11 protein-coding genes are annotated in these 11,706 nt (G+C 67.2%); 2 read left to right on the top strand and 9 right to left on the bottom strand.

Annotation, left to right across the window (positions count from 1 at the left end; translation table 11 throughout):
• Positions 1-2 precede the first annotated feature (2 nt).
• From Q8S30_RS02820 to Q8S30_RS02780, 9 genes are all read right to left on the bottom strand, one after another.
• The gene (locus Q8S30_RS02820; protein WP_305664520.1) at positions 3-1,511 is read right to left on the bottom strand and encodes a carboxylesterase/lipase family protein; all 1,509 of its coding nucleotides are present in this window, start codon (positions 1,509-1,511) and stop codon (positions 3-5) included.
• Positions 1,508-2,284 carry an ABC transporter permease gene (locus tag Q8S30_RS02815; RefSeq protein ID WP_305664519.1) on the bottom strand — a complete coding sequence of 259 codons (777 nt, stop codon included), beginning with the start codon at positions 2,282-2,284 and terminating at the stop codon, positions 1,508-1,510. The genes Q8S30_RS02820 and Q8S30_RS02815 overlap by 4 nt, the downstream gene beginning before the upstream one ends.
• A 1-nt stretch (position 2,285) precedes the next feature.
• Entirely contained in the window at positions 2,286-3,161 is an 876-nt protein-coding gene (locus tag Q8S30_RS02810) for an ABC transporter permease (RefSeq protein ID WP_305664518.1), read from the bottom strand.
• Entirely contained in the window at positions 3,158-4,219 is a 1,062-nt protein-coding gene (locus Q8S30_RS02805) for an ABC transporter ATP-binding protein (RefSeq protein ID WP_305664517.1), read from the bottom strand. Before Q8S30_RS02805 ends, Q8S30_RS02810 begins: the two co-directional genes overlap by 4 nt.
• Before the next feature lie 23 nt (positions 4,220-4,242).
• Entirely contained in the window at positions 4,243-5,283 is a 1,041-nt protein-coding gene (locus tag Q8S30_RS02800; RefSeq protein WP_305664516.1) for an ABC transporter substrate-binding protein, read from the bottom strand.
• Positions 5,284-5,312: 29 nt separating this feature from the next.
• Positions 5,313-6,341: a membrane dipeptidase gene (locus Q8S30_RS02795; protein WP_305664515.1), complete on the bottom strand. Its 1,029-nt coding sequence runs from the start codon at positions 6,339-6,341 to the stop codon at positions 5,313-5,315.
• Complete coding sequence (locus Q8S30_RS02790) at positions 6,338-6,955, bottom strand: 2-hydroxychromene-2-carboxylate isomerase (protein ID WP_305664514.1); 618 nt, start codon at positions 6,953-6,955, stop codon at positions 6,338-6,340. The genes Q8S30_RS02795 and Q8S30_RS02790 overlap by 4 nt, the downstream gene beginning before the upstream one ends.
• A complete protein-coding gene (locus Q8S30_RS02785; RefSeq protein WP_305664513.1) occupies positions 6,948-8,363 on the bottom strand; it encodes an NAD(P)-binding domain-containing protein in 1,416 nt (471 codons plus the stop codon). Before Q8S30_RS02785 ends, Q8S30_RS02790 begins: the two co-directional genes overlap by 8 nt.
• Before the next feature lie 231 nt (positions 8,364-8,594).
• A complete protein-coding gene (locus Q8S30_RS02780) occupies positions 8,595-9,620 on the bottom strand; it encodes a GlxA family transcriptional regulator (RefSeq protein WP_305664512.1) in 1,026 nt (341 codons plus the stop codon).
• Positions 9,621-9,728: 108 nt separating this feature from the next.
• Here Q8S30_RS02780 and Q8S30_RS02775 point away from each other — a divergent pair, with 108 nt between their 5' ends.
• Both Q8S30_RS02775 and Q8S30_RS02770 read left to right on the top strand, forming a co-directional pair.
• A complete protein-coding gene (locus Q8S30_RS02775; protein WP_305664511.1) occupies positions 9,729-11,123 on the top strand; it encodes a hypothetical protein in 1,395 nt (464 codons plus the stop codon).
• Between the two features lie 390 nt (positions 11,124-11,513).
• Entirely contained in the window at positions 11,514-11,660 is a 147-nt protein-coding gene (locus Q8S30_RS02770; protein WP_305664510.1) for a hypothetical protein, read from the top strand.
• Positions 11,661-11,706: the final 46 nt, after the last annotated feature.

Raw genomic sequence — 11,706 nt, 5'->3', positions numbered from 1 at the left:
GGTCATCCTTGTGCTGTGCAGTCGACGGCCCACAGGGCCATGCGCGCCTCGAACGGGTCGCGGGTGATCTCGGCCCCGTCCGGGCGCAGCCAGATCAACCGCGGATCGCGGGCGGTATATGCTGGGGTGGTAACACCGCCGGTGGCCGGCGTCTCGCCCCGGATGAAGGACAACCACAGTTGGTGCGTCCGCGAGGCGGCTTCCTGATCGCTGATGCGCTGGCGCTCGGGGCGGGTGGACTGGTCCATGCCGGGGCGATACCAGACCTCGCCCACCTCGGCCCCATGCGCGGCGCCGGTCTCATCGGGGGCAAGCGCGCCCCAGAGGTATTTCCACACCGGCTGATGGCGGGCATGGGCGCGTGCAAAGCGGATCGCAGGGCACTGGAACACCAGATCGCCGCCCACCGCGCGCCAGATCCCCTGCGGGCTGTGGTCCGGCAGCGCCTTGCGGTAGCGGGCCACGATCTGCGCGCCGGTCAGCGCTAGTGGGCGCACGCGCTGATCCAGAAGCCGCGCGGCCACCTTATAGGTCAGGTCCGCGGGCAGCACCGTCGAATGCGTCAGGTATTCCGCCGTGGTGCAGCCGATCATCATCGGCACCGCCGCCGTCTCGCCGCGCTCCGCCGCCGCCTCGGGGTGCTCCGGCAGGCTGTTGCCGTCGATCACCGGCACGAAGGGCACGCCCAGCATCGACGCCCGCCCGTCGCGCGCGGCGTCGTGGCGGTCATAGCTTTCGTTGCACAGGTCGCGCTGCGCGGCGATCAACGCCTTCAACGGCACGTCGGCGACCCCGGCCACGTCGGTGCCAAGCGCCGCCGCCATGCGGCGCGTCAGCTTCGCCGCATCCTCCGGCATCGCCAGCCCGGTCGAGGCGCCGGACTGCGGCATTGCCCGCGCGAACAAACCGCGGGCGGCGGGCATGGCCATGACTGCCGCCACCGCGAAGCCGCCTGCGGATCGGCCGGCGAAGGTGACTTGGGCGGGATCACCGCCGAAGAAGGCGATGTTGCGTTGGATCCAGTGCAGCGCGGCGATCTGGTCCAGCAGCCCGCGGTTCTCGGGCTTGCCCGGCAGGCTGAGAAATCCAAGCGCGCCAAGGCGATAGTTCACCGTCACCTCGACCACGCCCGAGGCGGCGAAGGCGCCAGACTGCACCACGGGTTCATTCGCGGAGCCGACGGCATAGCCGCCGCCGTGGATCCAGACCAGCACCGGCACCCGACCAAACAGGGTCGGAGTGCGTATATTGAGGCTTAGAAAATCTAAGCCTTGCGCCAGATCCGAGGCTGCCGCGGTGCCGACCGGGCCATAGGTCGGCAGCTGCGGGCAGACCGGCCCGTGCCGGTAACACTGGCGCACCCCTTCCCAGGGCTCCACCGGCGCGGGCGCCTCGAAGCGCCGCGCCTCGGTCACCGGCGCGGCATAGGGCACGCCGAGGAAGGCGTAGGTGCCCCCCGGCTCGATCAGGCCCGAGACGCGGCCGGCCTCGGTCTGGACGACCGGAGTCACAGGGCGCGTCTCAGGCCGATCAGCTTCTCGACCGCGATCACCACCACGATGGACACCGCGATCAGCAGCACCGACAGCGCGGCGATCTGCGGATCGGTCGAGACCTCGAGGTAGTTGTAGATCTCTGTCGGCAGGGTCGAGACCTTCACCGACACGATGAACAGCGAGATCGTCGCCTCGTCGAACGAGATCAGGAAGGCGATGACCCCGCCCGCAATCAGGCCCGGCGCGATCAGTGGCAGGGTGATGCGGCGGAACACCGCGAAGGGGGTGGCGCCATGGACCATTGCCGCCTCTTCCACCCGCCGGTCTACCGACATCAGGCTCATGGTGATGGTGCGGACGGTGTAGGGCACGGTGATGCCAAGATGGGCGAGGATGATGCCGGTATAGCTGTCCAGCAGCTGCATCGGCGCCAGCACCAGCATGATCCCCACTGCCAGCACGATATGCGGCACAAGGAAGGGCGCGAGGATCAGGAAGTTGACCCCCTCGCGCCCGCGGAAGCGGTAGCGCACCAGCGCCATCGACAAGAGCGTGCCGATCACCACCGCCGCCAGCCCGACCGCCAGCCCGATCATCACGCTGCGCCCGAAGGCCGAGATGAAGGTCTGGTTGGCGAAGACCTTGGCATAGCTGCCGAAGGACAGGCTTTCGGGCGGGAAGGCCAGATATTGGCGGGTGTCGAAGGACACGATCACCACCACAAGGATCGGCGCCAGCAGAAACAGGTACAGCAGCGCGATCAGGAAGTGCCAGAGGGTGCGGGACATGTCAGGCCTCCAGCCGGCGCAGGGCGCGTTGATAGATGACGATGACCGAGGAGAAGAGCGCCAGCAGGACGACCGACAGCGCCGCGGCCAGCGGCCAGTTCAGCGTGACCGTTGCCTCCTGAAACACTTCGGTCCCCAGCACGAAGACCCGGCCGCCGCCCATCAGCCGCGGCGTGACAAAGGCCGAGATGGCCAGCACGAAGACCAGCAGCGCCCCGGTCAGAATGCCGGGCAGCGACAGCGGCAGGATGATGCGCCAGAAGACGCGCAGCTTGCTGGCCCCCAGCATCGAGGCGGCCTCTTCCAGCTGCGGGTTCAACCGGCCAAAGCCCGCCAGCATCGCAAGGATCGCATAGGGCATCAGGATTTCCACCAGCGCGACGGTGGCGCCGAAGGTGTTGTTGGACAGGCGCACAGGATCGGTCGTCAGCGACAGCGATTGCAGCGTGCTGTTGATGACGCCGCGGTCGCCGAGGATCACCATCCAGCCATAGGTCCGCACCACGGCCGAGGTCAGCAGCGGTGCGACGGCCAGCGCGGTCAGCACCCCGCGCCAGCGGCTGGTGCTGCGCGTCAGGAACAGCGCGATCGGATAGGACAGGATCACCGCGAAGAAGCTGACCGTGACCCCAAGCGAGAGGGTGTTCATCGCCACCTTCCAGTAGAAGGGATCGGTCAGCGCGGCGTGGTAATGCTCCAGCGTCACGCCACCGCCAAAGGCGGACATCGACGAGGTCGAGAACGACGCCCGCGCCAGCCAGACCATCGGCAACAGGAAGGTCGTCATCAGCGCCAGCAGCCCCGGCACCAGCAAGATCAGCAGCATATAGCGGTTCGAGCCCGTCATCTGCTGCGCGGGGGCCGCGGCCCCGCTCATGCCGCGGCCTCGGACAGGAAGGTGACGTCGCCGGGCGCGACGGCCAGGGTGACCGTATCGCCCTTGGCGGGCAGGGTGCCGGCATGGGTGTGCAGGTCTGCCGTCAGCCGCCTGCCACCGACGGTGATGGCAAGCGTCAGGATCTGGCCGCGATAGACCAGGCTTTCGACCTGCCCGGTAAAGGCATTCGGCCCCGGCGCTGCCAGCTTGAAGCGGTGCGGGCGCACCATCAGCTGCACCCGAGAGCCGACGCTGGCCGGCGCCGCAAAGCGCAGCGGGCCGAGCCCTTCGATTTCGGCCTGTCCCGGCGCGGTCACGCGGCCCGACAGGAAGTTTCCAGCCCCGATGAAGCCGGCGACGAACTCGTTGGCGGGCGCGTCGAAAATCTCGCGCGGGGTGCCGATCTGCTCGATCCGGCCGGCCGACATCACCGCCAGCCGGTCGGCCATCGACAGCGCCTCGTCCTGATCATGGGTCACGAAGATCGCCGTCACGCCGGTGCGGGACTGGATCTCGCGGATCTCATCCCGCATCTCGTCGCGCAGCTTGGCGTCGAGGTTCGACAGCGGCTCGTCCAGCAGCAGGAGTTCGGGTTCGATCACCAGCGAGCGGGCGATGGCGCAGCGCTGTTGCTGGCCGCCCGACAGCTGGGTGACGCGCCGGTCGCCCAGATGGCCAAGCTTGACCATGTCGAGCGCGCGCTGGACCTTGGGCCCGCGTTCCGAATTGGGGACGCCGCGCATTTCCAGCCCGAAGGCGACATTGCCCGCCACCGTCATATGCGGGAACAGCGCATAGGCCTGAAACACCATGCCCATGTTGCGCTTGTGGACCGGGGTTTGCGAAATCTCGCGCCCGTTCAGCTGGATCGCGCCCGAGGTCGGCTCGATCAGCCCGGCGATCATGCGCAGGATCGTGGTCTTGCCGCAGCCCGATGGGCCAAGCAGCGCCAGCATCTCGCCCTTGGGCAGCGCGAAGCTGACATGGTCGACAGAGGGCGTGGCCGCACCCGGATAGGTTTTCACCAGGTTTTCCACGACGACGTGATGTTCGGACATAGCTCGCCCTCCGTCTGTTCAGGTCAGTTGAACGCGATGACTTCGCGGTTGATGCGCTGGATCCACTCCGAATACACCGTGGCGATCCAGGGCCAGTCGAGCGACATCTGCGCTGCCTGCGCTTCGGGCGAGCCATAGATCCGGGTGGCGACTTCGGGCGACAGCTCGACCTTGGTGTTCACCGGGCCGTAGAAGCTTTTCTCGGCGAAGGTCGCCTGCGCCTCGGCCGACAGGGCGTAGTTGATGAAGGTCTTGGCAGCCTCGGCATGGGCCGAACCTTCGACGAGGTTGATCGTGTTGGTCTGGCCGATGGAGCCTTCCTTCGGGGCCGACACACCAATGATGCCGCCTTGCGTGTCATGCAGGTATTGCGAGCGGCCGTTCCAGCAGATCGACAGGTCCACCTCGCCGCTTTGCACGACGGCATAGCAGTCGGGCGCGGGCTCCCAGGTGGAGACGTTGGGGGCGAACTGGTTCAGCGCCTCGATGGCCGGGTCGATGGTTTCCTTGTAATCCGCGCCGGCGATCTTGTTCAGGATCGGGATCAGGATCACGCCGCGGGTATCGGCCAGCTTGGCGGCGATCTTGCCCTTGTATTTGGGGTCGGCCAGATCGGTCCAGCTGGTCGGCGGTTCGCTGACCGTTTCGGTGTTGTAGAGGATCGTCAGGTTGTCCTGGCTGAAGGCGATGGACTTGTCGCCGTCGATCCGCGCCCAGGCGGGCTGATCGGCAAGGTTGGGGACCGAGGCTTCATCGAGCGTGGCGAACAGCCCCTCGCCATTGGCCTTGATCGCCACCGACACGTCGATCAGCGCCACGTCCACCGTCGGGTCGGACCGCTGCAGCGTCAGCAGCGCCAGCGTTTCGGCCGAGTTCTTCGACGGCTGGTAGATGACGTCGATATCGGGATGGGCCGCCTCGAACGGGGCGATGATGAATTTCTCGTAGTTCTCGGCGAAGACGCCCGAGAAGCCGACGACGTTCAGCGGGGTCTTGTCCTGCGCATGGGCGGCGCCGGTGGCGGCGAGCAGCGCAAGCAGCGATAGGGAGGTGCGGTTCGTCATGGGGGCAGTCTCCTTTGGAGGGTGAGCAGTCAGGCGGTGGGGGTCCAGGCGCGGTCGAACAGCGACAGCCAGTTCAGGCCTAGGATCTTGGTCACGTTCTGCTCGCCCCAGCCGCGGGCGAGCATCCGGCCGGTCATGTTCGGCAGGTCGGTCATCCGGCGGATGCCGGCAGGCTTGTTGATCTTGACGTTGCCAAACTCCGTCAGCTTGCGGGCGGTGCCCTTGTCGCGATTGGCCCAGAGGAGCCAGTCCGAGGGCCGCGGCCGGTCGAGCGAGAAATCGGTGCCGATGCCGACATGGTCAAAGCCGACAAGGCCGATCACATGCTCCATAGCGTCCAGCACATCCTCGACCGTGGCGTCATTCCCGGCCTTCAGCCCCGGCGCGAAGAGTGACAGGCCGATCAGCCCGCCCTTTTCGGCGCAGGCAAGGAACAGATCGTCGTTCTTGTTGCGCTTCACGTCATGCAGGGCACGCGGCAGGATATGGCTGATGCAGACCGGCGCCTTGGAATACGCGATGGTATCGGCCGAGGTCTTGTCGCCGACATGGCTGAGGTCGCACAGCACGCCGAGGCGGTTCATCTCCGACACCACCTCGCGGCCAAAGCCGGTCAGGCCGCTGTCATGCTCTTCCAGATAGCCCGCGCCCGAATAGTTCTGGGTGTTGTAGGTCAGCTGCATGATGTTCACGCCCAGATCCTTGAAGATCTCGACGTGGTCCAGCTTGTCTTCCAGCGGCGAGGTGTTCTGCCAGCCCAGGATGATGCCGGTCTTGCCGGCGGCCTTGGCGGCGTGAATGTCGGCCACCGTCTTCACCGGGGCGAGGATATCGGCATTCTCGCGCAGGAACCGCTTCCACATCGACACATAGCCGATGCCTTCCACGAAATTCTCCCACAGCACGGTCGAGACGTTGACGGCGGTGATGCCGCCCGCCCGCATCTCTTCAAAGATCGGTCGGCCCCAGAGCGAGGTTTGCAGCCCGTCCACAATGAGGGCTCCGTCATGCAGGGCCTGCGCCTCGGGAGAAATGGTCCAGGTTGGAGTGTCTATCACGCGATCTCTTTCTGCTTGGCGGCGGCCAGCGCGCGGGCCACGAAGTCCAGCCGGTCCTGGCCCCAGAACAGCTCGTCATTCACCACATAGGTGGGGGTGCCGAAGATCCCGCGATCCTCTGCCTCGGCAAGGTTGGCGTGCCAGTCGGCCACGATATCGGCGGGCTGCGGGTCGCGGACCAGCGCCGCGCCGGCCTCGCCCACCGTTGCCAGGGCAAGCTCGCGCAGCGTGGCAAGATCGGCGATGTCGCGGTCTTCGGCCCAGAGCGCGCGCTGGATGGCGAAGGAGAATCCCGCGACCTCGATCCCGGCCTTTTGCACCGCGATCACCGCCTGCGCCGCCGTCTCGATGGTGCGGCAGGGGTAGAATTTCGGCTTGAGGTTCAGCGGGATGCCCAGATGCTTGCGCCAGCGGTCCAGTTCGACCTCGTGGTATTTCTGGCGATAGTCGGGCCGGGTGCGCAGCGGGATGCCGCCATTGGCCTCGATCAGCCGGATCGGGCGATGCACCAGCGTGGCGCCGGCGTCACGGGCGATGGCGACCAGCCGCTGCGCGCCCAGATAGGCCCAGGGGGACGACATGCCGTAGAAGGCCTGAAGGACAGGCTTAGACATAGGAAGGTTCCTCAAGATCGGCATCGGTCCATTCGTCGCCGAAAAGCTCGGGCGTGGCGAAGTCGCGGAAGGCTGCCAAGTGATGCTCTGCGTCCTCGACGAAGAGCGAACGGGCGATGCCCGAGGCCAGGCGCAGGGCGCCATCGCTGATCGCCGGCACGCCGCTGGTGATTTTGCCGTGGCTGGGAACCGCCGGGTAGGCGAAGCAGTGGATATGCGAGACGTTGTCGCCGGGCGCCTTGGGCAGGAACTCGAAGGCGGGGCCGAGATAGGGCATCTGGCCGATACCCGCGTGGTCCATGCCGGGGGCGGGGTCATGCGCGTCGCGCCACAGCTTGACGCGGCCATCGAGCGCGGCGAATTCCGGGCGTTCCGCCAGATCGGCGGAAAAGCCGGTGGCGAAGATGGCGAAATCGACCCTGTAGCGGCCCTTGGGGGTGACGACGGTCAGCCCGCCGTCTTCGGCCACAAGATCGTCAATCGGGCTGGCCAGATGGAAACGCGCGCCGGGATGGCGGCTGACGCGCAGCACCGAATGGCGCGGCGGCGGGATCTGCGCGCGTTCGCCCTCGACCATATAGGCCCATTTCACCGCGTCGGGCAGGCCGAGATAGCCGTGGGTCATGCCGGGCGAGCCGATGCCGGTGAACTTGTCGATGCGCGGGATGTCGGGGCGACGCACGAAGATATCGACCTGCGCGGCCCCCGCCTCCAGCGCCGCGGCAGCATTGTCCATCGCCGAGGCGCCGGCGCCCACAACCGCCACGCGGCGGCCCTTCAGGGCGGCCATGTCGATCATGTCGGCGCCATGCGCGACCAGCCGCGGGTCCACGCGCCGCGCCACCTCGGGCAAGGCTGGGGCACCGAGGCCGTCGAGCCCGGTGGCCAGAACCACGCGGCGGGCCTGAATGGTGCGGGCGCCGTTCAGCTCCAGCTCGACCAGCGGGCCCCTAGGGGTGACGGCGGTGACCTTGGTGTCATTCTCCACCGGCAGGTCCAGCACGCGGCGATACCAGACAAGGTAGTCCATCCACATCTCGCGCGGGGCGAGGGTCATGCTGGCCCAGGCCTCGCGGCCGAACTGCGCCTCGAACCAGGCGCGGAAGGTCAGCGAGGGCACGCCAAGCGCCGGGCCCGCGGCTTCCTTGCGGGTGCGGAGCGTCTCCATGCGGGCATAGGTGACCCAGGGCCCCTCGCGCCCGGCGGGGGCACGGTCGAAGGCGCGGGCGTTGAAGATGCCGATGCGGCGGAGGGCGGCCAGCGTCACCAGCCCCATCACGCCGCCGCCGATGACCGCGACATCCAGCACGCCGGGGCGCGGGATCATCCAGTCCTTGGCGGGCTGGTTCAGCCAGAGCAGATCCTCTGCCAGGCGGTCTTCCAGTGCGGCAAGTGAGTTGGGAATCATCAGGTCACCCGGGTGGCAGCTCTTGAGACCACTGTATGCGAGTTTCGGATTTTTATACTTATATTATGCCAAATTCAGATAATAGTCTATTTCGTTTGAAGTTCGACCGCTTTTTGGGCGGAAAATTGCGGAGACTGCCCGACCGGCAGCGTTTTCTTGCCGCGCAACTGGTTCTTGGAAGTATGGGAGGTGCCCGGCGTCACACGCCTTATCCGCAGCCCCGGTCAGGCCTCACGCCATCGCCACGCGCTGGAAGCGTTGGCGGTACTGGTTCGGGGCGATTCCGGTGGCGCGTTTGAAGATGCGGCGGAAGGCGGCGGGTTCGGTGTAGCCGACCTCCTCTGCGATGGCGTCGATCGGGGCGTCGGTGGTTTCCAGCATCTGCTTGGCCTCCTCGATCCGCAGCGACTGCACATAGTCCAGCGGCGCATAGCCCGTCGCCTGCGCGAAGCGGCGCACGAAGGTGCGGGTGGCGAGGCCCGAGACCTGGGTCATCCCCGCCACCGGATTTTCCAGCGCGTAGTTGTCCGCGATCCAGACCTGCGCGGCGGCGATGGCGGCGTCATCGTGCTGGCGCGGGCGCACGCGGGCGGCGAAGGGCAGCTGGCCGTCGCTGCGGTCGCCGAACAGGAACAGCTTGGACGCCCGCCGCGCCTCTTCCTCGCCGCAGAACCGCGCGATGAGGTAGAGCGCGAGGTCGGTCCATGAGGCCATGCCGCCCGCCGTCACCAGCCGGTGCCCCGCCCCCGCCGCCACCAGCACCCGTTCGGGGCGCAGCTGCACGCCCGGATAGCGGCTGCGCATCTGATCGACCGCGGCCCAGTGGCAGGTAGCCTCGGTCCCGTCCAGCAGCCCCGCCTCGGCCAACATCAGCGAGCCGGTGCAGACAGAGCAGACCAGCGCGCCCTGCGCATGTTGCTGGCGCAGCCATTCGGTGGCGGCGGGCCATCGGCCGCGGGTTTCCTCGTCCCGCCCGATGGCGAGGTCGCCGACGATGACGATGTCGGCACGCCGCGCCTCGGCGAAGGTCAGGTCGGGCATGATCGGCAGCCCGGCCACATTGCGGAACGGGGTTCGGTCCGCGGCCACGATGCGCGGGTGAAAGCGGCGGGGGCCGGGGGGCCAGCCGGTCAGGATTTCCCATCCCGGGCCGACGAAGGTGAACACCTCATAAAGCCCGTTCAGCACGCCGGTTGCCATCTCTGGCACCGCCAGCAGGCAAACCGAGATGCGGGTGGGGGCGAAGGGGGTGGGCATGTCCCAGCATGGCATATCCGGACCGGTTTCGTCGACTCCGTGCCTGACGGTGTGCGCGGGGTTCATGCGATCAGCGGCGCACCGAAACACAGCGCAGCGGAGACACCGATGTTCGACACCACCAGACGCAAGCTGCTTGGCACGACCCTGATCGGTGCCGGGGCGCTTCTGACCGGCCTTGGCTTTGCCCGGGCCGAAACCCTCAGCACCAAAGGCAAGATCATGCTTGATACCTTCTCCCCCCTCTCTCGCGGCCTTGTGCAGGCTGCGAGCTTCCCCCTGATCGAGGCGATCCACGGCCGCCGGTCGCGCCGTTTCGCCAAGGGCGCCTCGATCCCCAACGGGCCGCTGGCCTTCACCTCGCGGCACGAGCCCGAGGCGCTGGACCCGCTGGAACAGATGCTGCTGATCTCGACCATCGCGGGCAATACCGGCTGGGCGAACCTCTTTGCGCATCATCCGGGCTATGCGGGCAAGCTGCCGAACTACACCGCCGCGGCGGGCGGGCGCAGCTTTCCGTCCTCTGCCGGGTTCAACACCTCGGAGTTCTTCTTCACCGACGACACCGGCGTCTACTTCCTGCCGACGCGGGACATGACGCCGGTAAAATCCGGGGGCAGCGGGGTGGACCTGAAGGCCTGGCTTGCGGCGCACCGCTCGCGCATCGTGAAGCTGGCCGATGGCCGGCTGAACATCCCCGCCGAGATGCCGCATATGGAGGGGCACAACACCTGGTGCGCCAATGTGCCGGGCTCGACGCTGGTCTTCCCGGTGGCGGATGTGGCGCAGCATGTGATCTTGCTGCTGCTCTACCTCGTTCAGAACGGGACCGGGATCTATGACAACGTGAACGGCCGGCCGATCCCGGGGCTGGAGCGGTATGCGCACCGCCTGAACCTCGACGTCGCCTATCCGATGAGCTTTCTGGAGCAGATCGCGCTGACCGATACCTCGGTCGAGATGGGCACGGCCTGCTATGCCGGCGCGCTGATGTTGCAGGCGCTTGGGCTTGGCGGCTGGATGTATACCGGGCTCAACCCCTTCACGGTGCTGGGGGCCAGCGGCGATCCGGCGGTGCCGGGGCTTGGCTTCCGCTTCGAGATGCTGGAGGGCAACCCCCTGCCGCATTTCACCGGTCTGCCGGGGGTGTTCGAGGCGCATGTGCCCCCACATCACGCCGACATGCGCGCGGCGGTCGAGGCGGTGGTGGCCCGCAAGTTCGGCAAGGGCGGGCCGTTCGATGCCAAGCAGAAGGGGCCATATACGGAGAACGCCGCGGTGCGGGGCAGCGCGGCACCGATCGACGAGGAGGCCATCGAGATCACCACATTGATGGCCGACTATGTCCTCTCCACCTTCGGGCGGTTCCCGGCGACGGTGCCCGCGGTGTTCGTGAACACCTATCTTCAGGCGCATCGCCTCGATACCGAGTTCTACGACACCCATTTCGAGCCCGGCGCCTATCTGCGCACCCACGCAGAGCATGACCGGAACTGGGCGTAGGGCAGGCAGAGTGGGGGACCCGGCGGTCCCTCACTCCGCCCCGGCGAAGCGCGCCAGCTTGCCCAGGGTCTGCAGGCCAAGTTCCACCGCGCCAAAGCCCTTGGCCGCCTGAAACTCGGCCGCAGTGGTGAACGCCATCCCCAGCGTCACGGTCGTGGCGCCGTCCCCTCATGGAACGCGGCCCAGGCATCGGGGCTTGCGGAGTTTCAGGATGGCGGCGGGCATGAGGCGGTCGGGAAAGCCCGTGTCGATGACGCGTCCAGCCTGCTTGGCGAGGAAAACGGCGATCTGACGGGGGCGCAACGCGCCGGGGCTTTTTGGGCGGGCGCTGCGGCACTGGTGCTCTGGCTGGCGCCGGTCGCGGCACTACTGCTCTTGGCACCGGAGAGCGTGTTTGCCGATACCGCCACGTTCTTCTCTGAGCTGGCCGTGCTCACCTTTGGTGGGGCCTATGCGGTTCTGGCCTGGGTCGGGCAGGAGGCGTTCGGCACCGATGGCTGGGGTGCTTTGATCGTTGATGCAGGTCAAGGCTCTTGAACCGGCTCTGCCTTATCTTTGCTGGAAAGTAGGGGCCGCATGGACG

The organism is Frigidibacter sp. (assembly GCF_030695035.1).
Taxonomy (GTDB): Bacteria; Pseudomonadota; Alphaproteobacteria; order Rhodobacterales; family Rhodobacteraceae; genus Frigidibacter.
The sequence above is the reverse complement of the archived record's forward strand: the minus strand, read 5'-3'. Positions and strand labels throughout refer to the sequence as shown.

Coding starts and splice junctions, on each gene's coding strand:
- Q8S30_RS02815 (WP_305664519.1), bottom strand. CDS start 2,284: ATGTCCCGCACCCTCTGGCACTTCCTGATCGCGCTGCTGTACCTGTTT.
- Q8S30_RS02810 (WP_305664518.1), bottom strand. CDS start 3,161: ATGAGCGGGGCCGCGGCCCCCGCGCAGCAGATGACGGGCTCGAACCGC.
- Q8S30_RS02785 (WP_305664513.1), bottom strand. CDS start 8,363: ATGATTCCCAACTCACTTGCCGCACTGGAAGACCGCCTGGCAGAGGAT.
- Q8S30_RS02780 (WP_305664512.1), bottom strand. CDS start 9,620: ATGCCCACCCCCTTCGCCCCCACCCGCATCTCGGTTTGCCTGCTGGCG.
- Q8S30_RS02775 (WP_305664511.1), top strand. CDS start 9,729: ATGTTCGACACCACCAGACGCAAGCTGCTTGGCACGACCCTGATCGGT.
- Q8S30_RS02805 (WP_305664517.1), bottom strand. CDS start 4,219: ATGTCCGAACATCACGTCGTCGTGGAAAACCTGGTGAAAACCTATCCG.
- Q8S30_RS02790 (WP_305664514.1), bottom strand. CDS start 6,955: ATGTCTAAGCCTGTCCTTCAGGCCTTCTACGGCATGTCGTCCCCCTGG.
- Q8S30_RS02800 (WP_305664516.1), bottom strand. CDS start 5,283: ATGACGAACCGCACCTCCCTATCGCTGCTTGCGCTGCTCGCCGCCACC.